Raw genomic sequence first — 23,116 nt, 5'->3', positions numbered from 1 at the left:
CGACCCGTCGCCGGGGCAATCTTTACGGAAACGCACTGGACCATCCGATGACCGAGGAATTCCACCGCATCCGCCGCCTGCCGCCCTATGTCTTCGCCGAGGTGAACGCGGCCAAGGCCAAGGCGCGCGCCGCGGCAGAGGACATCGTGGACCTCGGCATGGGCAATCCGGACAGCCCGACGCCCCCGCATATCGTCGCCAAGCTGATCGAGGCGGTGCAGGACCCGCGAACCCATCGCTACTCCACCTCCAAGGGCATCCCCGGGCTGCGCAAGGCGCTCGCCGGCTATTATGCCCGCCGCTTCGGGGTGAAGCTGGACCCGGAGACGGAGGTGGTGGCGACGCTCGGCAGCAAGGAAGGGCTGGCGAATCTGGCGCAGGCCATCTCCTCCCCGGGCGACACCATCCTGGTGCCCAACCCCTCCTACCCCATCCACCAATTCGGCTTCATCATCGCCGGCGCCTCCGTCCGCAGCCTGCCCTGCACGCCGGATGACGAGATGCTGGCGGCGATCGACCGCGCCGTCAGGCATTCCGTGCCGAAGCCCACCGCCGTCATCGTGAACTTCCCCTCGAACCCGACGGCGCATCTCGCCTCGCTGGAGTTCTACCGGGACCTGGTGGCGCTCTGCCGGCGGCATGAGCTCTTCATCCTCTCCGACCTCGCCTATGCCGAGCTGTATTTCGGCAATGTGCCGCCGCCTTCGGTGCTGGAGGTGCCGGGGGCGAAGGACATCACGGTGGAATTCACCTCCATGTCCAAGACCTACAACATGCCGGGCTGGCGCATGGGCTTCGCCGCCGGCAATCCCCGGCTGATCGCGGCCCTGGCGCGGGTGAAATCCTATCTCGACTATGGCGCCTTCACCCCCATCCAGGTGGCGGCGACGGCGGCGCTGAACGGGCCGCAGGACATGGTCGCCGAGATGCGCAGCCTGTACCGGGAGCGGCGGGATCTGCTGGTGAAGGGGCTGGCGGCGGCGGGGTGGCAGGCGCCTTCCCCCGATGGCTCGATGTTCGTCTGGGCGCCGATTCCGGAGAAGTTCCGGCATCTCGGCAGCGTGGAATTCAGCAAGCTGCTGCTGGCGCGGGCCAAGGTGGCGGTGGCACCGGGCCTAGGCTTCGGCGAGCATGGCGATGGCCATGTCCGCATCGCCCTGGTCGAGAACAACCACCGCATCCGTCAGGCGCTGCGCGGCATCCGCGCCTTCCTGCAGGGTGACAATCTCGGTCCGGTGGAGCCGGAGAAGGAATCGGCTGTCCTATGAGCAAACCCCTCGCCATCGCGGTCGCCGGCCTCGGCACGGTCGGCGCCGGCGTCCTGAAGCTGCTGGAGGCGAATGCCGGGCTGATCGCGGCGCGGGCCGGGCGGCCGATCATCGTCGGCGCCGTCTCCGCCCGGGACCGCACGCGCGACCGCGGCATCAGCCTGGAGGCGCTGCGCTGGTATGACGACCCGGTGGCGCTGGCCGCCGATCCCGGCACCGATGTGGTGGTGGAGCTGATCGGCGGCAGCGAGGGGCCGGCGCGGGCGCTGGTGGACGCCGCCATTGCCGCCGGCAAGCCGGTGGTGACGGCGAACAAGGCGCTGCTCGCCGTGCATGGCGCGGCGCTGGCGGAGAAGGCCGAGGCGCGTAATGTCCTGCTCGCCTTCGAGGCGGCGGTGGCGGGCGGCATCCCGGCCATCAAGGGGGTGCGGGAGGGCCTGGCGGCGAACCGGCTTTCCCGCGTCGCCGGCATCCTGAACGGCACCTGCAACTACATCCTGACGGTGATGCGGGAGCAGGGCCGGGAATTCGCCGAGGTGCTGGCCGAGGCGCAGAAGCTCGGCTATGCCGAGGCCGACCCGGCCTTCGACATCGACGGCATCGACGCGGCGCACAAGCTGGCCATCCTGGCAGCGCTCGCCTTCGGCCGGCCGGTGGATTTCGGCGCGGTGCATGTCGAGGGCATCCGCAACATCACCGCCCTCGACATCGCCCTGGCCGGCGAGCTGGGCTACCGCATCAAGCTGCTGGGCATTGCGGCGCGGACGCCGGGCGGCATCTCCACCCGCGTGCATCCCTGCATGGTGCCGGCGGCGGCGCCCATCGCGCGGGTGGATGGCGTGTTCAACGCGGTGGTGGCGGAGGGGGATTTCGTCGGGCGGGTAATGCTGGAAGGCCGCGGCGCGGGCGCGGGCCCGACGGCGAGCGCGGTGGTCGCCGATCTGATCGACCTGGCGCGCGGCCGCCACACCCCGGTCTGGGGCGCGGCCAGCGGGGCGCTGGAGAGCGTGCCGGCCGAACCCATGGAGCGGCATCGCGGCGCCTATTACCTGCGGCTGATGGTGCTGGACCGGCCGGGCGTGATCGCCGACGTCACCGGCATCCTCCGCGACCAGGCGATCAGCCTGGAATCCATGCTGCAGCGCGGCAGGGCGCCGGGCGAGGCGGTGCCGGTGGTGCTGACCACGCATGAATGCGAGGAATCGCAGATGCGCGCCGCCATCGCCCGCATCGCCGCGCTGGAGACCGTGCTGGAAACCCCGGCCCTCATCCGCATCGAACCGCTGTAGCGGCCACCGCCCTCCCCGCCGGCAGGGAGGGGCCAGGGTGGGGCGGTCCAGCCCTTCGCCAGCGAAGGCACTCGGAGTGCCTTCGACACCGTAGAAGGCAACCATTGCCCTGGGCCATGGGGCCTGTGGCGTGTCAAGGATGCCGCGAAGCGGCACCGCGCTTTGCGCGGCGAAGTCCTCGACACGCCACAGGCCCCATGGCTCTCGCGAGAGATCGCCCGACGGTATCGAGCGCGCACGGAGCCCGCCTCGCTTCACGCCACGCCATCTCCCCGGCCGTGCCGGGTTGCCAGGCCGCGCCACGCCAGCCCCGGGCCACCCCGAACTCCCGGGACCGTGCCTCTTCCCGCAATTCCCCCCCGCCAAACCCCGGGCTATGCTCCCGGCCGAACAATGGGGGACTTCGCATGGCCGAGTACGATCCCGCCGCCGGGCTGGTGGTTGACCGCAACCTGGCGCTCGAACTGGTCCGGGTGACCGAGGCGGCCGCCATCGCCGCCGCCCGCTGGATCGGCCGCGGCGACAAGAACGCCGCCGACGGCGCGGCCGTCGACGCCATGCGCAAGGCCTTCGACACCGTCGCCATCTCCGGCACCGTCGTCATCGGCGAGGGCGAGATGGACGAGGCGCCGATGCTCTATATCGGCGAGCAGATCGGCCTCGGCGGCCCGTCCGTGGACATCGCCGTGGACCCGCTGGAAGGCACCTCCATCACCGCCAAGGGCGGCAACAACGCCATCGCCACCGTCGCGCTGGCCGAGCGCGGCTGCTTCCTGCACGCGCCGGACATCTACATGGACAAGCTGGCGGTCGGCCCCGGCCTGCCGGACGGCATCGTCGATCTCGACGCGCCGGTGGAGCAGAACCTCCGCGAGCTCGCCAAGGCGAAGAAGTGCGACATCTCCGACCTCATGGTCTGCACGCTGGACCGCGACCGGCACAAGGAGATGATCAGGGCCTGCCGCGCCGCCGGCGCCCGCATCACCCTGCTGGGCGATGGCGATGTCTCCGGCGTCATCGCCGTCTCCCAGCCCGAGGCCGGGATCGACATCTATATGGGCTCCGGCGGCGCGCCGGAGGGGGTGCTGGCGGCGGCTGCGCTGCGCTGCATCGGCGGCCAGCTCCAGGGCCGCCTGCTGTTCGAGAATGACGAGCAGATCGCCCGCGCTAGGGAAATGGGCATCGCCGACCCGAAGCGGAAATACCGGGTGGAGGAGATGGCGGCGGGCAACGTCATGTTCGCCGCGACGGGCGTGACCACCGGCGCCATGCTGCGCGGCGTGCGCCGCACCGCCAGCGGTGCCGTCACCCATTCCATCGTCATGCGCAGCAAGTCCGGCACGGTGCGCTATGTCGAAGGCTATCATAATTTCGCCCTGAAGCCGGCGGCCTTCGTTGCCTGAGCCAGGCGCGGCGGCGCTCGGCGTCGCCCGCAGCGCCACCGGCCGCCGCTGGGTGTGGCGGGAGGGCGATGCCCGCACCGGCATGGCCATCGCCCAGCGGGCGGAGCTGCCGGAGCTGCTGGGGCGGCTGCTCGCCGCGCGCGGCGTGGCGCTGGAGGCGGTGGGGGATTACCTGGAACCCACCCTGCGCGCCTTGCTGCCGGACCCCTCCCTGCTGCGCGACATGGATGCGGCGGCGGAGCGGCTGGCGAGCGCGGTGCGCCAGGGCGAAAGCGTCGCGGTCTTCGGCGATTACGACGTGGACGGCGCCTCCGCCGGCGCGCTGATGGTGCATGCGCTGCGGCGGCTGGGCTGCCCGGTTTCGCATTACGTGCCGGACCGGCTGAAGGAGGGCTACGGCCCCAACCCCGCCGCCATCCGTGCTCTCTGCGAACGCGGCGCGACGCTCATCGTCTGCGTCGATTGCGGCATCGCCGCCGCCGCGGCGCTGGCGGAAGCCAAAGGCCATGCCGATGTGGTGGTGCTGGACCACCACAAGGCGGAAGGCGCGGTGCCGCCCGTCGCCGCGGTGGTGAACCCGAACCGGCTGGATTGCACCTCCGGCCTCCGGCATCTCTGCGCCGCGGCGGTGGCTTTCCTCACCCTGGTCGCGGTGCATCGCACGCTGCGGCGGGGCGGGCATTTCGCGCGATCCGGCGAGCCGCCGCTGCTCGATCTGCTCGACCTCGTCGCCCTCGCCACGGTCTGCGACGTGATGCCGCTCAGCGGGCTCAACCGCGCGCTGGTGGCGCAGGGGCTGAAGGTGATGGCGCGGCGCGGCCGGCCGGGCATCGCCGCGCTGCTGGAGATCGGCCAGGTGCGGGACGTGCCGACGGCGCATTCCCTCGGCTTCGTGCTCGGCCCGCGCATCAATGCGGCGGGGCGGATCGACGAACCCGATCTCGGCCTGCGCCTGCTGCTCTGCGAGGACCCAATCGAGGCGCGCGCCATGGCGGAGCGGCTGGATGCGGTGAACAAAAGGCGGCAGGAGGTGGAAGCCGAGGTGCTGGGCGCCGCCTTCGCCGCCGCCGAGGCGCAGGCCACCGCCGGCATGCCGGTGCTGCTGGTCTGCGGCGAGGGCTGGCATCCGGGCGTGGTCGGGATTGTTGCCGGGCGGGTGAAGGAGAAGTTCAACCGCCCGGCCTGCGTCGCGGGGGTGGCCTCCGGCTTCGCCAAGGGGTCCGGGCGGTCGGTGCCGGGGCTGGATCTCGGCACGGCGGTGATCGCAGCGCGGCAGGCCGGGCTGCTGGAGACGGGGGGCGGCCACGCCATGGCCGCCGGCTTCAGCTTCCCGGTGGAGCGGCGGGAGGCAGTGCATGCCTTCCTGGCGGAACGGCTGGCGGCCGCCACCGCCCTGCCCGGCGCCGCGGACCTGGTGGTGGAGGGGAGCATGACGGTGCTCTCCGCCACGGCCGGCCTGGCGCGGCAGGTGGAAAGGCTGGCGCCCTTCGGGGCGGGGAATGAGGAGCCGGTCTTCGCCCTGCCGCGCACGCGGGTGGTGCGGGCGGACCGGGTGGGAAAGGAAGGGGCGACGGTGCGCGCCTTCCTGGAAGGCGAGGATGGCGGCAGGCTGAAGGCCATCTGCTTCCGGGCGAAGGAGGGGCCGCTGGCGGAGGCGCTGCTGGCGCGGAGCGGGCAGCCCATCCATCTGGCGGGGCAGTTGCGGGCGGAGAGGTGGAACGAAGATGTGTCCGCCTGCCTGCATGTAGTGGATGCGGCAGCAATTTGAGGAAGGGCTCTGCCCTTCCTCAAACTCCATCCCGCAAAGGGCCGAAGGGCCCTTTGAACCCATGAGTCTGGACCCGACGGTCGAGGCGCCAAACTCAAGGTTTCCAAAGGCCCTTCGGCCTTTGGCGGGAGGAGTTTGAGGAGGGCAGAGCCCTCCTCAAGCCACCGCCTGGCGCCTCGCCGCCTCGCGCCCCAGCCACGCCAGCCCCAGCGCGGAGAGCGGCAGCACCGCCGCCACCAGCGGCAGCGCCGCCAGCCCCGGCCCGTGCTCGATGGTCACGCCCCCCAGCCAGGCGCCCAGCGCGTTGCCCAGGTTGAAGGCCGCTATGTTGAAGCTCGCCGCCAGGCTCTGCCCGGCGCCGGAAGCCTGCTGCAGCACCCAGCTCTGCAGCGGCGGCACCGTGGCGAAGCCGGCCGCCCCCAGCAGGAACACCGCCGCCACCGCCGTCACCGCATGGGGCAGCGCCACCGCCATGGCCAGCAGCACCGCCGCCAGCGCCGCCAGCGTGCCGAGCAGCGCCGGCATCAGCCCGCGATCCGCCAGCTTCCCGCCCAGCAGGTTCCCCACCACCAGCCCGCCGCCGAATACCAGCAGCACCGGGGAGACGGCCGCGTCCGGCAGCCCGCTCACCCGCGTCAGCAGCGGCGCGATGTAGGTGAACACCGCGAAGACGCCGGCGAAGCCCAGCACGGTCGTCAGGAAGCCCAGCAGCACGGGCAGGCGGCGCATCACCTCCAGATCCCGCCGCCACTCGCCGGCGTCGGGCGCCGGCCGGTCCCGCGGCACCAGCAGGGCGATCACCGGCAGCACCGCCAGGCCGATCGCCGTCACCGCCCAGAAGGTGGCGCGCCAGCCCTGGGTCTGGCCCAGCCAGGTGCCGAAGGGCACGCCGAGGATGTTGGCCAGGGTCAGCCCGGTGAACATGATGGCGATGGCGGAAGCCCGCCGGTCCGGCGCCACCAGCCCGGCCGCGACCACCGAGCCGACGCCGAAGAAGGTGCCATGGGCGAAGGCCGTCAGCACCCGCGCCGCCAGCAGCCAGCCATAGGAGGGCGCCAGGGCACAGGCCAGGTTGCCCAGGGTGAAGACCAGCATCAGCCCCAGCAGCACGTCGCGGCGGGAGAAGCGCGAGGTGGCCGCGGTGATGAGCGGCGCGCCGACCACGACGCCGAGCGCATAGCCCGAGATCAGCGTGCCGGCGGTGGCGATGGTGATGCGCAGATCGGCCCCGATCTCGATCAGCAGGCCCATGATGACGAATTCGGTGACGCCGATGCCGAAGGCACCGGCGGTGAGCGCGAAGAGGGCGGGAGGCATGGGAATGGCTCCAGGGATGGGGCCCCGGCCATCCGGCCAGGGCAGCTTGCCGGCGGAGATGGACCCATCCCCGCCCGTGACCTAGCCTCGCCGCGGAACAGCATCTGTGAGTTCAATTCACCATGGCCCGGCCGGAAACCAACCGCGCAGCGGAGATGGAGGTCTTCGTCCGCGTCGTGCAGAGCGGCGGCTTCTCCGCCGCGGCGCGGACGCTCGGGCTCAGCCCCTCGGCCGTCAGCAAGCTGATCGGGCGGCTGGAGGCGCGGCTCGGCGCCCGGCTGCTCAGCCGCTCCACCCGGAGGCTGCAATTGACGCCGGAGGGGCTGACCTTTCACGACCGTGCCGTCCGCATCCTGGCCGATATCACGGCGGCGGAGCAGGAGGCCGGGGCCGGCGCGGCGCCGCGCGGCAGGCTGCGGGTGAATTCCAGCGTTCCCTTCGGCATGCACCGGCTGCTGCCGCTGCTGCCGGGCTTCCTGGCCCGGCATCCGGCGGTGCAGGTGGACGTCACCCTGACGGACCGGGTGGTGGATCTGCTGGAGGAGCGGGCGGATATCGCCATCCGCGTCGGCCCCTTGCGGGAATCCCGGCTGGTGGCGCGGAAGCTGGGGGAAAGCCGGATGGTGGTGGTCGCCGCCCCCGCCTATCTCGCCCGGCACGGCACGCCGCAGCGGCCGGAGGAGCTGGCGGCACATAACCGCATCGGCTTCAGCTTCGCGCGGACCGTGGCTGGCTGGCCCTTCCGCAAGCCCGGCGGCGGCACGCTGCTGCTGCCGCCGGAAGGCAATGCGCTGGTCAGCGATGGCGAGCAATCGCGGCTGCTGGCCCTGGCCGGGCTCGGGATCGGCCGGTTCGGCGCCTATCACGTGGGTGCCGACCTCGCCGCCGGTCGCCTGGTGCCGCTGCTGGAGGCGTGGAATCCCGGCGATACGGAAATCATCTCCGCGGTCTTCATCGGGCCGGGCGGCGCCCTGCCGGCGCGGGTGCGCGCCTTCCTCGACCACCTGGCGGAGAATGTCCGGCTGTGAGCCTGTTGCGCCGGGGCGGCCGCACCCGGCAGAGTCCGCCCGGGACAGGGAGTGACGCCGCATGCGGCTGGTGACCTTCAAATATCCGGAGAAGCTCGGCGTGCATCTCGGCGCGCTGCGCGCGGATGGCGCGGTGCTGGATCTGGCGGCGGCCGACCCGGCGCTGGCAGGCGGCAACATGCCCGCCTTCATCGCCGGCGGCGCCGCGGCGCTGGAGCATGCGAAGGGCGCCATGGCCAGGGCGCCGGTCGCCAAGGGCGCGGTGCTCTGCGCGCCGATCCCCCGGCCGCCGAAGAACGTCTTCTGCGTCGGCAAGAACTACCATGAGCATGCGAAGGAATTCGCCGGCTCCGGCTTCGATGGCGGGGCGAAGGACGTGGTGCCGCCCTTCCCCGTCGTCTTCTCCAAGCCGCACACCGCCATCATCGCGCCGGGGGAGAAGATCCTCTCGGCGCTCGATCCGACCGGCGGGCTGGATTACGAGGGCGAGCTGGCGGTGGTCATCGGCCGCGGCGGGCGGGGCATCGCCCGGGACGCTGCCATGCAGCACGTCTTCGGCTACACCATCGTCAACGACGTCACGGCGCGGCACCTGCAGAAGCGGCACAGCCAATGGGTGCTGGGCAAGGGGCTCGACACCTTCTGCCCCATGGGGCCTGCCATCCTGACGGCGGATGCGGTGCCGGACCCGAAGGCGCTGCGGCTGGTGACGCAGGTGAATGGCGAGACGCGGCAGGATGCGCTGGTCGCCGACCTGATCTTCGACATCCCGACGCTGGTCGCGGCGATTTCCGCGGGGATCACGCTGGAGCCGGGCGATGTGATCGCGACGGGCACGCCGGTCGGCGTCGGCATCGGCTTCACCCCGCCGAAATTCCTGAAACCGGGCGATGTGGTGCGCATCGAGATCAGCGGCATCGGCGTGCTGGAGAATTCGGTGGCATGAGGCGGCGCATCCTCCTCGGCCTCGGCGCCGCTTCCGGCCCGGCCTTGCTGCGCCCGGCGCGGGCGCAGGCGGAATTCCCCTCGCGCGCCGTCACCATGCTGGTCGCCTTTCCGCCCGGCGGCCAGGGCGATGTGGTGGCGCGCCCGGTCGCGGCCGGGCTGGAACGGCTGTGGCACGTGCCGGTGCCGGTGGTGAACCGCGCCGGGGCGGCGGGCGAAATCGGCTACGCCGCCGTCGCCCGCGCCGCGCCGGATGGCTACACCCTGCTGATGGGCCTCTCCTCCCTGGCGGTGCTGCCGGAAGCGGCGCGGCTGTTCGGCCGCGCCCCGGCCTATGAGGTGGACCAGCTCACCCCCGTCGCCCTCTTCACCGCCGACCCCACCCTGCTGGCGGTGCCGGCCAGCGCGCCCTGGCGGACGCTGGAGGAGTTCATCGCCGATGCCCGGGCGCGGCCGGGGGCGATTCCCTATTCTTCCTCCGGCCTCTATTCGGCGCTGCATGTGCCGATGGCGATGCTGACTTCGGCGGCCGGCATCGACCTGCTGCATGTGCCCTTCCAGGGCGGCGGGCCGGCGATGACGGCGATCGTCAGCGGCCAGGTGCAGGCGCTCGCCTCCGGCCCCGGCCCGCTGACGCCGCATGTGCGGGACGGCAGGCTGCGCGTGCTGGCGAGCTGGGGGGCGCGGCGCATCCCGGGCTTCGAGGAGGTGCCGACCTTGCGGGAGCGCGGCTTCCCGGAGGCGGAATTCTACATCTGGGCCGGCGTCTTCGCCCCCACCGGCACGCCGCTGCCGGTGCTGGCACGGCTGCGGGAGGGGATGGCGGCGGCGGCGCGCGACCCGGAGGTGCTGAAGGCCCTCGCCGCTTCCGGCAACAACCTGGATTACCGGGACGGCGAGGGGTTCGCGGATTTCTTCCAGGCGGATGCGGCGCGGCTGCGGCGGGCGGTGCAGCGGATCGGGAAGGTGGAGTGAGGATCGCGCCACAAGGCCCGCCTTGCGGCGCGACGCCCCTCTCGATCTGCCCCTTGCCCCTCGCCGCCGCCGGGGACAGGCTGCGCCCTTTCCCGAGACCATGAGGCCCCGATGACCGCCGAAAGCCCCGACTCCGCCATCACCGCCTGGCTTGCCACCCAGCAGGGGGCGATGCTGCAGGTGCTGGAAGAGATGGTGAACACCGATGGCGGCAGCTATGACAAGCCGGGCGTCGATGCGGTGGGCGCCATCGTGCAGCGCTTCATGGCGGAGCACGGCATCCCGGTGGAGGTGGTGAAGCGGGAGAAATACGGCGACTGCCTGAAGGCCCGGGTGGAGGGCGGCGCTGCGCTCGCCAGCGGCAACCGGCAGCAATCCATCGTGCTGATGGGCCATCGCGACACCGTCTTTCCCAAGGGCGAGCCGACCCGCCGGCCCTTCACCATCCGGGACGGCATCGCCTACGGCCCCGGCGTCGCCGACATGAAGGCCGGCCTCGTGATGAACATGTTCGTCCTCGCCGCCTTCAGGAAATTCGGCGGCGCGCCCGGGCCGCTGCTCGGCCTCTTCACCGGGGACGAGGAGATCGGCAGCCCCGAGGGGCGCGAGGTGATCGAGGCGACGGCCCGCGAGGCGCGGGTGGTGTTCAACAGCGAGCCCGGCCGGCCCAATGGCGGCGTCGTCACCGGGCGCAAGGGCGGCGTCTTCTCCATCTTCGACATCGAGGGCAAGGCGGCGCATTCCGGCGGCAATTTCGAGGCCGGCATCAGCGCCATCGGCGAGCTGGCGGCGAAGATCACCGCGATCCATGCGCTGACCGACCTGAAGCGCGGCATCACCCTGAATGTCGGCCTCGTCTCCGGCGGGCAGAGCGTGAACACGGTGGCGCCCTGGGCCCAGGGGCAGATCGATTTGCGCTATGTGGAGCCGGCCGACCGCGACGAGGTGATGACGAAGATCGCGGCCATCATCGCCAAGAGCTTCGTGCCGGGGACGAAGGCGAAGCTCACCATCCGCGGCGAATTCCTGCCGCTGACGCAAAGCCCGGCGGCGGCGAAGCTGTTCGAGATGTACAAGGCGGCGGCGGGCGAGAGCGGCCTTGCCATCACGCCGGAGTTCAGCGGCGGCTGCGCCGATTCCGGCTTCACCGCCGCGGTCGGCGCACCGACCATCTGCGCCGTCGGGCCGGTGGGCGGCAAGGCGCACAGCCCGGAGGAGTATCTTGAGGTCGCGAGCCTAGTGCCGCGCGCCCAGGCGGCGGCGCGGGCGATCCTGATGCTGGAGAAGGCGGGGCTTTGACGTTCCCCACGACGTCGCTGCGCGCCGTCGTGGGGACCCCGGGGGCGCCGGTCCAGACCCTCGCACAGCCTTCCGCGGCAAAGCCACGGAAGGGCAACGGGCAGCGTCGGTTGCGGCAGGACGTCCCTGGCCCCTCAGGGGGCGCGCCGCGCCCCCTTCCGGCCCCGCCCGAATCCCACTAGGAAACTGACTGCCCCGGTCGGGACGGGATGGACCAGGTGCAAGGCGGGAGGCACGCTCATGGCGGAACGGGTGGAAGTTGCGGGGCTGAGCGTGGCGCGCGAGCTGCGCGACTTCATCGACACCGAAGCGCTGCCCGGCACCGGCGTGACGCCGGAGCGCTTCTGGTCCTCCTACACCGCCATCCTGGGCGAGCTGGGCCCGGCCAATGCCGCGCTGTTGCAGAAGCGGGACGCGTTGCAGGCGAAGATCGATGCCTGGCACCGCGCGCACCCGGCGAAGCCGATCGACCTCGGCGCCTATACCGGCTTCCTGAAGGAGATCGGCTACCTGCTGCCGGAGGGGCCGGACTTCCAGGTCGGCACCAGCAATGTCGATCCGGAATTCGGGCATATCGCGGGGCCGCAGCTCGTCGTTCCCGTCTCCAACGCCCGCTACGCGCTGAACGCCGCCAATGCCCGCTGGGGCAGCCTGTATGACGCGCTCTACGGCACGGATGCCATCCCGGAGGAGGGCGGCGCGACGCGCGGCCGCGGCTACAACCCCGCGCGCGGGAAGAAGGTGATCGACTACGCCCGCGGCGTGCTGGACCAGGTGGCGCCGCTGGCCGGCGGCGCCTCCCACCGCCAGGCGAAATCCTATGCCATTGCCGCCGGCGCCCTGGCGGTGACGCTGCAGGACGGCAAGGTGGTGGGGCTGGCGCAGCCCGGGCAATGCGTCGGCTACCAGGGCGAGGCGGCGACGCCTTCCGCCCTCCTCTTCACCCATCACGGGCTGCATGCGGAGCTGGTGATCGACCGCGACCACCCGATCGGCAAGGACGACCCGGCCGGCATCGCGGACCTGGTGCTGGAAGCCGCTGTCACCACCATCGTCGATTGCGAGGACAGCGTCGCCGCGGTGGATGCCGAGGACAAGGTGCTGGTCTACCGCAACTGGCTGGGCCTGATGAAGGGCACGCTGGAGGCGAGCTTCGAGAAGGGCGGCAAGACGCTGATCCGCAAGCTGAATGCGGACCGTACCTATCTGAAGCCCGCCGGCGGCGCGGTGACGCTGCATGGCCGTTCGGTGATGCTGGTCCGCAATGTCGGCCACCACATGATGACGGATGTGGTGACGCTGAACGGGGCCGAGACGCCCGAGACCATCCTCGACGCCATGTGCACCGTGGCGATCGCGCTGCATGACCTGCGCGGCCCCGGCAAGGGTCGCAACTCGCGGGCCGGCAGCGTCTATATCGTGAAGCCGAAGATGCACGGGCCGGAGGAAGTGGCCTGGGCCGATACCCTCTTCGCCCGCGTCGAGGACGCCTTCGGCCTGCCGCGCGCCACGCTGAAGATGGGCATCATGGATGAGGAGCGCCGCACCACGGTGAACCTCAAGGAATGCATCCGCGCGGCGAAGGACCGCGTGGCCTTCATCAATACCGGCTTCCTCGACCGCACCGGCGACGAGATCCACACCTCCATGGAAGCCGGGGCGGTGCTGCGCAAGAACGACATGCGCGGCACGGCCTGGATCAAGGCCTATGAGGAGTGGAACGTCGATATCGGCCTGCTCTGCGGGCTGCGCGGCCGGGCGCAGATCGGCAAGGGCATGTGGGCGGCGCCGGACGCCATGGCGGCGATGCTGGAACAGAAGGTGGGTCACCCCAAGGCCGGCGCGAACACCGCCTGGGTCCCCTCCCCCACCGCCGCCACGCTGCATGCGCTGCACTACCACCAGGTGGATGTCGCGGCGCGGCAGGAGGAGATCGCCCAGAGGGGGCGGCGGGCGAAGGTGGAGGAGATCCTGACCGTTCCCCTCGCCGTCAACACCAACTGGTCGCCGGCCGATGTGCAGGCGGAGCTGGACAACAACGCCCAGGGCATCCTGGGCTATGTGGTGCGCTGGGTGGACCAGGGCGTCGGCTGCTCCAAGGTGCCGGACATCAACAATGTCGGGCTGATGGAGGATCGCGCGACCTTGCGCATCTCCGCCCAGCACATCGCCAATTGGCTGCGCCACGGCATCACCACCGAGGCACAGGTGGAGGAGACGCTGCGCCGCATGGCCGCGGTGGTGGACCAGCAGAATGCGGAGGATCCGGCCTATGCGCCGATGGCGCCCGCTTTCGACGGCCCGGCCTTCATCGCGGCGCGGGAGCTGATCTTCTCGGGGCGCGAGCAGCCGAACGGGTATACCGAATTCGTGCTGCATGCGCGGCGGCGGGAGGCGAAGGCGAAGGGGTGAAGGCTGCGGCCCGGGGACCGATCCGGTCCCCGGCAACGGCCGGCGGCACGGCTGGCCGGCGCGCTCACCTCGCCCGGGCCGGCACCGCGCGCCATCTCCGCCTTGATGCGCGCGGAATTCCAGCGGCCCGCCGCCGATCGGTGGCGCGCGAGGACAGAAAGCGGAAAGAGTTCAGCGGTCGGAAACAGCCAGCCGGCAGGTTGGATCCGGCCGCCTCAGGGCGGGGTCGGAGGGGAAGCCCTCCCCCTGGCGGGAGTGCAGCGGGCAGCGCCCTCTGCGGAAGGTTGGCGGCGCTGCCGCCAATGGGCGAACCCCCGTTTACCGTGCCGGCCGTCCCGCTCAGGCCGGCTGGCCGACCGGCCGGCGGCGCGGCGCGGTCTGCACCACCGGCGCCAATTCGGCGGCGCCGAAGGAGGCGGCGCGGCGTTCCGCCGGCACCTCGCCGTAGAGCGTGCTGCGCTGCTGCGGCACGCGGCCGAGGGAGCGGATCAGCTCCTCCATCGCCTCGGGCGGGAATTCCTGGCCGTGCTGCGTGCCGGCGGCGCGGCTGATGCTTTCGTTCATCAGCGTCCCGCCCAGATCGTTGGCGCCGGCGCGCAAGGCCAGCGCGGCGCCCTGCGGCCCCATCTTCACCCAGCTCGTCTGGATGTTCGGGATCAGCGGGTGCAGCGTGAGGCGCGCGATGCTGTGCATCAGCAGCGCCTCGCGGAAGGTCGGGCCCTTGCGGGCCTGCCCGCGCAGATACATCGGCGCTTCCATGTGCACGAAGGGCAGCGGCACGAATTCGGTGATGCCGCCCGTCTCCTGCTGCAGGTCGCGCAGCACCAGCAAATGCCGCGCCCAGTTCAGCGGGCCTTCCACATGGCCGTACATGATGGTGCTGGTGGTGCGCAGCCCCAGCGCATGCGCGGCGCGCGCCACCGCCACCCATTCCGCCGTGTTCACCTTGTCCGGGCAGATGATGGCGCGGATCTCGTCATCCAGGATCTCCGCCGCCGTGCCCGGCAGCGTGCCGAGTCCCGCCGCCTTCAGCTGCGCCAGGAATTCGCCGAGCGAGAGGCCGAGCGTCGCCGCGCCCTGCGTCACCTCCAGCGGCGAGAAGGCGTGGATATGCATGCCCGGCACCGCGGCGCGGATCGCCTCGCAGATGCGGATATAGGTCTCGCCGGTATAGTCGGGGTGGATGCCACCCTGCAGGCAGACCTCGGTGGCGCCGCGCGCCCAGGCTTCCTCGGCGCGGCGGGTGATCTCGGCCAGGTCCAGGTCATAGGCCGGGCCGCGCAGCGCCTCATGGATCTTGCCCTTGCTGAAGGCGCAGAATTTGCAGCGATAGCCGCAGATATTGGTGTAGTTGATGTTGCGGTTCACCACGTAGCGCACCGTGTCGCCGCTCACCGCCGCGCGCAGCGCGTCGGCGGCCTGGGTCAGATGCGCCGCATCGGCATCCCGCGCGGCGAACAGCGAGGCGATCTCCGGCGGGTCGAGCCGCGCCCCGCCTGTCGCACGTTCCACCAGCCGCGCCAGCCCGGCATCCACGCTCGCCAGACGCGGCGCGCGCTGCGGCGGCGGCACGGTCTCGCCCGGGGACCAGTGGTCGTCGCGGGCGAAGCCCTCCGCATCGCTCGCCTGGCGCAGCTTCGCCGCCACCTTCGGCGCATGCCAGGCATCAGGCACGCGGACATAGGCGGGGTAGCTCGGCAGGCGCTGCACCAGCACCTTCCCCGCCTCCGCGGTGCGCTTCGCCAGCTCCTCCAGATGCGGCCAGGGGGCTTCGGGATTCACATGGTCGATCGTCACCGGCGAGACGCCGCCCCAATCATTCAGCCCCGCCGCCACCAGCTTCTGGTAGACGCCGGGCGAGAGGTTGGGCGGCGCCTGGATGTTCATCTCCGCCCCCAGCACCAGCCGCGACGCGGCGATGGTCCAGAGCAGATCCTCCAGATCCGGCTCCTCCGCCCCGGCCCGTTTGGTCCCCGGCTTGGCGCGGAAATTCTGGATGATGACTTCCTGCACATGGCCGTACTGCGCATGCAGATCGCCGATGGCCCGCAGCGCCTCCAGCCTTTCCGCCCGCGTCTCGCCGATGCCGATGAGAATGCCGGTGGTGAAGGGCACGCGCAGCTCGCCGGCCTGGCGGATCACCTCCAGCCGCGCCGCCGGGTGCTTGTCCGGGCTGCCATGGTGCACCTGGCCGGGCTCGCAGAGCCGGGCGCTGGCGGATTCCAGCATGATGCCCTGGCTCGCCGAGACCTCCCGCAGCGCGGCGATCTCGTCGCGATTCATCACCCCGGGATTGGCATGCGGCAGCAGCCCCGTTTCCTGCAGCACCAGGGCGGACATCGCCACCAGATAATCGATGGTCGTCCGGTGCCCCAAGGCGTCCAGCGCCTGCCGTGCCTGCTCCCAGCGCAGCTCCGGCTTGTCGCCCAGGGTGAACAGCGCCTCGGTGCAGCCGGCGGCGGCGCCGGCGCGGGCGATGGCCAGCACTTCCTCCGCCGGCAGATAGGCCGGGCGGCCGGGGCGCGGCTTTTCCGCGAAGGTGCAGTAATGGCACACATCCCGGCACAGCTTGGTCAGCGGAATGAACACCTTCCGCGAATAGCTGATGACCCGGCCATGGCCGGCATCGCGCGCCGCCGCCGCTTCCGCCATGAGCGCGTCCAATGGCATGTCCAGCAGCCGGTCCTGCACCGCATCCATCCCCGTCACCCTTGCCCGCAACCCCGGGAAGCCGCATCGTGTGGCAGAGGCCGCCCGGATGCAATCTGGGCGCCCCCCAAGGGAAGTCCAGTGGACCCCCGCGAAACACCCGGAGGGACAGCCAGGATGCAATTCGGCTTCAGCGCGCCGGTCGGCGGCCCGATGGCCCGCAACGTCCCCCTCACCCTTCTGTGCCAGGAGGCGGAGGCGATGGGCTTCGCCTATGCCACGGTCAGCGACCATGTGGTCATCCCCCGGAACATCCACGCGAAATACCCCTATACGGATACCGGCGAATTCCCCGCGACCTCGCGCGGGGAGCGGCATGACCAGCTCACCGAGATCGCCTTCCTCGCGGCCAAGACGAAGACGCTGCGCTTCGTCACCTCCGTCATGGTGGTGCCGCACCGGCCGGCGGTGCTGACGGCCAAGATGCTGGCGACCATCGACGTGCTGTCGGAAGGGCGGCTGACGGTGGGCATCGGCGCCGGCTGGCTGGAGGAGGAATTCCTCGCGCTGCAGACCGCGCCCTTCGCCGCCCGGGGGAAGGTGACGGATGAATACATCCTGGCCTGCAAGGCGCTGTGGGCGGCGGAAGCGCCGGAATTCGCCGGCGAATACGTCCGCTTCGGCGATATCAGCTTCGCGCCCAAGCCGGTGCAGCAGCCGCACCCGCCCATCTGGGTGGGCGGCGAGAGCGGGCCGGCTTTGCGCCGTACCGCGAAGCTCGGCGATGCCTGGTACCCGATCGGCACGAACCCCGCCTTCCCGCTGGACGGCCTGAAGCGCTACGAGGCCGGCGTCGCCAGGCTGCGCAAGCTGACGGCGGAAGCGGGGCGGGACCCGGCGGCGGTCGGGCTGGCCTATCGGGTGCAGAGATACGGGCCGGAGGTGCCGGCCAAGGCCGGCGACGGCGAGCGCCGGCTCTTTTCCGGCGAGGCGGCGGCGATCGTCGAGGATCTGCGCGCGCTGAAGACGCTCGGCGTCACTTCCGTCGACCTCACCTTCCCGGGCGGCGATGCCGATGCCGTCCTCGCCGCCATGCGCAGCTTCGCCGACACCATCCTGGCCAAGGTCTGAACCCCATGCAGCTCGGCATCACCCTCGGCATGAATGCCGGCCTCGACATGGAACTCGTGCTGGAAGCGGAGAAGCTCGGCTTCGCCTCCGTCTGGTGCGGGGAGGCCTATGGCAGCGATGCGGTCAGCCCCGTCGCCTGGGTGCTGGCGCGCACCACGCGCATCAAGGCGGGCACCGGCATCATGCAGATGCCGGGCCGCACGCCGGCCTGCGCGGCGATGACGGCGATGACCTTGCAGCTTCTCTCCGGCGACCGCTTCCTTTGCGGCGTCGGCCCTTCCGGCCCGCAGGTGGTGGAGGGCTGGCACGGCACAGCCTATGGCAAGCCGCTGGAGCGGACGCGGGAATACATCTCCATCATCCAGCAGGTCATCGCGCGGGAGGCGCCGCTGACCCATCGCGGCCCGCACTACACCATCCCCTATGAGGGCCCGGATGCGACGGGGCTGGGCAAGCCGCTGAAGAGCATCCTCCACGGCAAGCCGATGAAGTTCTACACGGCCTCCATCACCCCGGGCGGCATGCGGCTTTCCGGCGAGATCGCGGACGGCAATTTGCCGATCTTCATGTCGCCGGAAGGCGCCGATGCGGTGGTGAAGCCGACGCTGGAAGGCCGGGTGAAGGCGGGCAAGCCGGCCGATCTCAGCGGCTTCGACATCGCGCCCTACACCAAGATCCGCATCGGCGACGACCTGCAGGCCTGTCGGGAGGCGGTGAAGCCGGAACTCGCGCTCTATATCGGCGGCATGGGGGCAAGGGGGAAGAATTTCTACAACGACTACTGCATCCGGCTGGGCTTCCCGGATGCCGCCAGGGCCATCCAGGATCTGTATTTCGACGGGAAGAAGAAGGAAGCGGCGGCGGCGGTGCCGGACGCGCTGGTGGACCAGATCGCGCTGGTGGGGCCGGCGGACCGGGTGCGCGGGCGGCTGCAGGATTGGAAGGCGGTGGCGAAGGAAGGGAAGATCGGGACGGTGGTGCTGACCGGCGCCACGATCGAGGCCCTGCGGGTCGCGGCGGAGGCCCTTTGAGGGGAGCTCTGCTCCCCTCAAACTCCCCTCGCCAAAGGCCGAAGGGCCTTTGGAAACCATGAGTTTCAGGCGCGACGGTCGAGACGCAAAACTCGAGGGTTCAAAGGGAGTTTGAGGGGTTGCGGCACTGCCGCAACCAGCGCCCCTCCCTCAATCACCGCGCCGCCGCGCTGGCCTCCGACCGCGTCGCGCCAACCCGTGCCGCCAGCGCCGCTGCCATGAACTCGTCCAGATCGCCATCCAGCACCGCCGCCGGATTGCCCTTTTCCAGGTTCGTCCGCAGGTCCTTCACGAGCTGGTAGGGCTGCAGAACGTAATTCCGGATCTGGTGGCCCCAGCCGATATCCGTCTTGCCGGCCTCCACCGCATCCGTCACCGCCTCGCGCTTGCGCAGCTCCAGCTCGTAAAGCCGCGCCTTCAGCATCTCCATGGCGATGGCCCGGTTGCGGTGCTGGCTGCGGTCCTGGGTGGAGGCGGCGATGATGCCGGTGGGAATATGCGTGAACCGCACCCCCGATTCCGTCTTGTTCACATGCTGCCCGCCGGCGCCGCTCGCGCGGAAGGTGTCCACCTTCAGATCCGCCGGGTTGATCTCGATCTCGATCCGGTCGTCGATCACCGGATAGACATAGACGCTGGCGAAGCTGGTCTGCCGCTTGTCATTGCCGCCGAAGGGGCTGATGCGCACCAGCCGGTGCACCCCCGTCTCGGTCTTCAGCCAGCCATAGGCGTTGGGGCCGCTGACCTGCAGCGTGGCCGATTTGATGCCGGCCTCCTCGCCGTCACTGCGTTCCGTCAGCACCACCTTGTAGCCATGCTGCTCCGCCCAGCGCTGGTACATGCGCAGCAGCATCTCGGCCCAGTCCTGGGCTTCCGTGCCGCCGACGCCGGCATTCACTTCCAGATAGGCGTCATTGGCATCCGCCTCGCCGGACAGCAGGCTCTCGATTTCCCGCCTTTTCGCCTCGGCGGCCAGCGCGGTGAGGTCGGCGACGGCGGCGTCGGCCGTCGCCTGGTCGCCCTCCGCCTCGGCCAGCTCCACCAGCTCCAGCGCATCGGCGACGGCGCGCTCCAGCTTCTGCACGCCCTCGATCTGGTCGGCCAGGCGGGACCGCTCGCGCATCAGCTTGTTCGCTGCCGCGGCATCGTTCCACAGGCTGGGGTCTTCCGCCCTGGCGTTCAGCTCATCCAGGCGGCGCAGGGCGGCATCCCAGTCAAAGATGCCTCCTCAGCAGGGACACCGAGGCGGTGATCTGCTCGTTCAGGGATTCGGCGTCGGCGCGCATGCGGCACCTATGGCGAAGCCCGGCCTTCCTGTCCAGCGGCCCGGCGGATGGCCATTTCCGTGACCCGAGTTCACTCGACGCCCGCAGGCCGTGAGCGATAGGGTGCCGGCAGCCATGTCGGAGCAAGCGAGACGGCCATGACGGGAGCGGTCACGATCCCGGCGCTGGACGAAGCCGCGGCGCATCGCGTGCTGGCCCGCGCTGCCTACGGCGCCCGGCCGGGGGAGGCAGCCCGCCTCGCCCGCCAGGGGCTGGGGCCATGGGTCGAGCAGCAACTCGCGCTGCCCGCCGAGGAGCCCGCCCTGCTCGAAAGGCTGGACGCCCTGCGGCTGCCCATCCGCTACGCGCCGGCCCCGGGCGAGCCGGTCATCAGCGAGGACCGCCCGCTGCGCGCCCTGCGGGCCAGCCAGGAAGAGAATTGGCAGCTTATCGGCACCCGTGAGGCGCCGGTGCCGCCGACGGAGCGGGAGCGCCCGAGGCTGGAGCTGCTGGCCGCGACGGTGCTGCGCAAGGTGGCGGCGGAAGCCCAGCTCCGCGAGCGGCTGGTGGAATTCTGGCACGACCATTTCCACGTCTCGACCGCGACGGGCCCCTCCGTGCTGGTCTCGATCGTCGATCATGACCGGCGCGTCCGCGCCCATGCGCTGGGCAATTTCCGCGCCCTGCTGGAAGCCATGGCGACCAGCCCCGCCATGCTCGCCTATCTCAGCAACGCCTCCAGCCGCGCCGGCGCGCCCAACGAGAATTACGCGCGGGAGCTGCTGGAGCTGCACACCATGGGCCGGCCGGCCTATTTCGGCGCCGCCCGCACCGCGCGGGACGTGCCGAAGCTGCCGGATGGCCGGCCGGCCGGCTATGTCGATGCCGATGTCTGGGAAGCTGCCCGCGCCCTGACCGGCTGGAGCATCGCCAACAGCCAGCCGCTGGACCCCAGCCGGCGGCTGCCGCGCACCGGCGAATTCGCCTATGTCGCCGGCTGGCACGACCCCTACCAGAAGCGCTTCCTGGGGCTGGAGCTGGAGCCCTTCGCCCCGGACATGGCGGATGGCCGCGCGGTGCTGGATGCGCTCGCCACCCACCCGGCCACCGCGCGCTTCGTCTGCACCAAGCTCGCCCGCTTCCTGATCGGGGAGAAGGCGCCGGAGGCCGCCATCGCCCGGGGGGAACGGGAATTCCTCCGCCATGCCACCGCCCCGGACCAGATCGCCCGGGTGACCCGGGCGCTGCTGCTGGGGCCGGAGATCACCCAGGCGGGGCTCGGCCGGGTGCGCCGGCCGCTCGACGTCATCGCCGCCGGGGCGCGGGCGCTGGACCTGCCCTTCACCCCGACCCTGCAATTGCTCGGGCAGATGGCCCCGGCCGGCCAGTTGCTGTTCGGCTGGGGCGCGCCGGACGGGCAGCCGGTGGAGGGCTGGCCCTATCTGGGCGCCAGCGCGCTGCGGACGCGCTGGGGCATCGCCCTCGCCCTGGGGCAGAACCGCTGGGGCAGCGGGGTCTCGCCGCGCCGCGAGGAATTGGCCGAGCAGCCCGTCGAGGCGGTGCTGCTGGCCCTGGCCGCGCCGGCGCTCGGGGCCGAGGCCAGGGCGACGGCTGCGACCATTGCCGGGGTATGGGAGGCGGCCGGCCGCAACCCCCGGCCAAATCCGGCCGAGATCGGCGAACTCGCCGGCTGGGTGCTCGCCGCCCCGGCCTTCCAGACGACCTGAGGGGCGCCGCGCATGACTCTCCTCCTCGACCGCCGTGGCCTGTTGCGGGCCGGCCTCGCCGGCGCCCTGCTGCCCGGGCTGCGCCGCCTGGCCTTCGCCGCCGATCCGGGACGGCCGGCGCCCCTGCTGGTGCTGGTCAGCCTGCGGGGCGGCATGGACGGGCTGAATTTCCTTTCCCCGGCCGACGACGAGGCCTTCAACGCGGCGCGCCCGGCCAGCCTGAAGGCGGCCAACGGCCATCGGCTGGAAGCCTCGTCGGAGACCGATTTCCGCCTGCATGCCGAAGCCGCGCCCCTGGCCGAGATCTGGCGCGACGGGCGCATGGCCATCTGGCCGGCGGCCGGCGTCCCGCTGACGACGCGCAGCCATTTCGAGGCCCAGGCCCTGATGGGCTGGGGCGGCGGCAGCCGTGGCGAGACGCCGGAGAAGGAAGGCTGGCTGGGCCGCTGGGCTGCCGGCGCCACCCCTGCCGGCGCCCCGGTCATCGGCCTGTCCGCCCAGGGCGGGCTGGCCAAGGAAATGATCGGTGCCCGCCATGCCCTGGCCGTGGCCAACCTGGCGGAAGGGCTGGCGCCGCCGGGGGGCGAATTCGGCGCGGCGATGCTGGAGGCGCTGCACCGCCGCGGCGCCGGCCAGGCGGCGGCAGCCGGGCGGGACGCGCTGGCCGGGCTGGCGGCGCTGGACCAGCGCCTGCCGCGCGGCGCGGACGGCAAGCTGCAGCGCTACGAACCCGCCGCGGGGGCGGACTACGCCAGGGTCGGCGGGTTCGGCAACGCCCTGGCCACGGTGGCGCAGGTGGCGAAGCTCATTCCCGGCCTGGCCGCGGCCACGGTCGATCTCGGCGGCTGGGACACGCATGAAGGCCAGCCGGGCCGCTTCGCCGAGCGGGTGCGCACCCTCTCCAACGGGCTGGCGGCGCTGGATGCCGATCTGGCGGAGCTCGGGCGGCCCTGGACGGTGCTGGTGGCCAGCGAATTCGGCCGCCGCCTCCGCTCCAACCGCAGCGAGGGCACTGATCACGGCCGCGCCGGGGTGGTCTTTGCCTTCGGCGGCGGACGCCGCTTCGGCCTCGCGCGGCATTTCGGCCCCTGGCCGGGGCTGGGGCCGGAGGAGCTTGAGGAGGGCGTGGATCTCAGCGTCGCCACGGATTACCGCGACGCCTTCCGCCAGGTGGCGGAGGAGCTGGCCCCCGGCCGGCCGGCGGCCTTCGCCCGGGGGTAGGATGCCCCGAGGGGGTGCCGCGGCGTGGCGCAGCCGCCCAGGGCATGACACCGGCCCGGGCTGCCGGCTGGCCGCGGCGCGGGATGAGCCGCCCGGGCATGACACCCGGCCCAGGCTGCCGGCCGGCCATGCGCCGCAGGATGGGTTTATGGCCGGATGGTGGTGCGGCCGCCCCAGGCTTGCCGCCTTCCCCTGACACTGTCCTATTGTCGCCGGGCATGATTCGGCAGGCCTGGGGCGGCCTCCGCCTGGTCGGAACGGGGACCGTTCGGGCCAGGCGGGGCGAGGCCGCCCCGGACATCTCGGTTTTTCAGGGCAGCGCCGTGGCGGCCGGGGGGCGGGCGGGCCGGCCGGGGCCGCCGGGGGGGGGTGGGGGTGGGGGGGGGTG

Annotated in this window: 16 protein-coding genes; 13 read left to right on the top strand and 3 right to left on the bottom strand. The window is 71.7% G+C overall.

Annotated elements, in window-relative coordinates; genetic code table 11:
- The first annotated feature begins 47 nt into the window (after positions 1–47).
- The 4 genes from E5N76_RS09720 (at position 48) to recJ (ending at position 5,728) form a co-directional block, all read left to right on the top strand.
- Entirely contained in the window at positions 48–1,268 is a 1,221-nt protein-coding gene (locus E5N76_RS09720; RefSeq protein WP_149537090.1) for an LL-diaminopimelate aminotransferase, read from the top strand.
- Complete coding sequence (locus tag E5N76_RS09715) at positions 1,265–2,557, top strand: homoserine dehydrogenase (protein ID WP_149537089.1); 1,293 nt, start codon at positions 1,265–1,267, stop codon at positions 2,555–2,557. Before E5N76_RS09720 ends, E5N76_RS09715 begins: the two co-directional genes overlap by 4 nt.
- A gap of 407 nt (positions 2,558–2,964) precedes the next feature.
- Positions 2,965–3,960, top strand: a complete 996-nt coding sequence (gene glpX / locus E5N76_RS09710; RefSeq protein ID WP_149537088.1) for a class II fructose-bisphosphatase — start codon at positions 2,965–2,967, stop codon at positions 3,958–3,960.
- An 82-nt stretch (positions 3,961–4,042) separates the two neighbouring features.
- Positions 4,043–5,728, top strand: coding sequence for a single-stranded-DNA-specific exonuclease RecJ (gene recJ, locus E5N76_RS09705; RefSeq protein WP_149537174.1), 1,686 nt, complete (start codon positions 4,043–4,045; stop codon positions 5,726–5,728).
- A 156-nt stretch (positions 5,729–5,884) separates the two neighbouring features.
- Here the strand turns inward: recJ and E5N76_RS09700 are convergent, their stop codons facing one another.
- Positions 5,885–7,045 carry an MFS transporter gene (locus tag E5N76_RS09700; RefSeq protein ID WP_149537087.1) on the bottom strand — a complete coding sequence of 387 codons (1,161 nt, stop codon included), beginning with the start codon at positions 7,043–7,045 and terminating at the stop codon, positions 5,885–5,887.
- Between the two features lie 122 nt (positions 7,046–7,167).
- Between E5N76_RS09700 and E5N76_RS09695 the strand changes: the two genes are divergently transcribed.
- From E5N76_RS09695 to E5N76_RS09675, 5 genes are all read left to right on the top strand, one after another.
- Positions 7,168–8,073, top strand: coding sequence for a LysR family transcriptional regulator (locus E5N76_RS09695; protein ID WP_149537086.1), 906 nt, complete (start codon positions 7,168–7,170; stop codon positions 8,071–8,073).
- A 61-nt stretch (positions 8,074–8,134) separates the two neighbouring features.
- Positions 8,135–9,019 carry a fumarylacetoacetate hydrolase family protein gene (locus tag E5N76_RS09690; RefSeq protein WP_149537085.1) on the top strand — a complete coding sequence of 295 codons (885 nt, stop codon included), beginning with the start codon at positions 8,135–8,137 and terminating at the stop codon, positions 9,017–9,019.
- Positions 9,016–9,993, top strand: a complete 978-nt coding sequence (locus E5N76_RS09685; RefSeq protein WP_149537084.1) for a Bug family tripartite tricarboxylate transporter substrate binding protein — start codon at positions 9,016–9,018, stop codon at positions 9,991–9,993. Before E5N76_RS09690 ends, E5N76_RS09685 begins: the two co-directional genes overlap by 4 nt.
- Positions 9,994–10,104: 111 nt before the next feature.
- A complete protein-coding gene (locus tag E5N76_RS09680; RefSeq protein WP_149537083.1) occupies positions 10,105–11,292 on the top strand; it encodes a M20 family metallopeptidase in 1,188 nt (395 codons plus the stop codon).
- Positions 11,293–11,532: 240 nt separating this feature from the next.
- Positions 11,533–13,704, top strand: a complete 2,172-nt coding sequence (locus E5N76_RS09675) for a malate synthase G (protein ID WP_149537082.1) — start codon at positions 11,533–11,535, stop codon at positions 13,702–13,704.
- A gap of 339 nt (positions 13,705–14,043) precedes the next feature.
- Here the strand turns inward: E5N76_RS09675 and cofH are convergent, their stop codons facing one another.
- On the bottom strand, positions 14,044–16,404 hold the full coding sequence (gene cofH, locus E5N76_RS09670) for a 5-amino-6-(D-ribitylamino)uracil--L-tyrosine 4-hydroxyphenyl transferase CofH (protein ID WP_149537081.1): 2,361 nt from the start codon (positions 16,402–16,404) through the stop codon (positions 14,044–14,046).
- Positions 16,405–16,530: 126 nt separating this feature from the next.
- Between cofH and E5N76_RS09665 the strand changes: the two genes are divergently transcribed.
- Both E5N76_RS09665 and E5N76_RS09660 read left to right on the top strand, forming a co-directional pair.
- Complete coding sequence (locus E5N76_RS09665; protein WP_187830080.1) at positions 16,531–17,484, top strand: TIGR03619 family F420-dependent LLM class oxidoreductase; 954 nt, start codon at positions 16,531–16,533, stop codon at positions 17,482–17,484.
- Positions 17,485–17,489: 5 nt separating this feature from the next.
- A complete protein-coding gene (locus E5N76_RS09660) occupies positions 17,490–18,515 on the top strand; it encodes an LLM class F420-dependent oxidoreductase (protein ID WP_149537079.1) in 1,026 nt (341 codons plus the stop codon).
- 154 nt (positions 18,516–18,669) lie between these two features.
- Here the strand turns inward: E5N76_RS09660 and prfB are convergent.
- Positions 18,670–19,801 (bottom strand): peptide chain release factor 2 gene (gene prfB / locus E5N76_RS09655; RefSeq protein WP_149537078.1). Its coding sequence is split into 2 segments (ribosomal slippage): positions 18,670–19,731 and positions 19,733–19,801, totalling 1,131 coding nucleotides; the frame shifts between segments, so codons are not numbered across the junction.
- Positions 19,802–19,938: 137 nt separating this feature from the next.
- Between prfB and E5N76_RS09650 the strand changes: the two genes are divergently transcribed.
- Both E5N76_RS09650 and E5N76_RS09645 read left to right on the top strand, forming a co-directional pair.
- On the top strand, positions 19,939–21,507 hold the full coding sequence (locus tag E5N76_RS09650) for a DUF1800 domain-containing protein (protein WP_149537077.1): 1,569 nt from the start codon (positions 19,939–19,941) through the stop codon (positions 21,505–21,507).
- Between the two features lie 12 nt (positions 21,508–21,519).
- Positions 21,520–22,728, top strand: a complete 1,209-nt coding sequence (locus E5N76_RS09645; RefSeq protein WP_149537076.1) for a DUF1501 domain-containing protein — start codon at positions 21,520–21,522, stop codon at positions 22,726–22,728.
- Positions 22,729–23,116 lie beyond the last annotated feature (388 nt).

The sequence above is a fragment of the Siccirubricoccus phaeus genome, assembly GCF_008360935.1.
GTDB lineage: Bacteria > Pseudomonadota > Alphaproteobacteria > Acetobacterales > Acetobacteraceae > Siccirubricoccus > Siccirubricoccus phaeus.
This window is presented reverse-complemented; position numbering and strand designations above follow the sequence as displayed.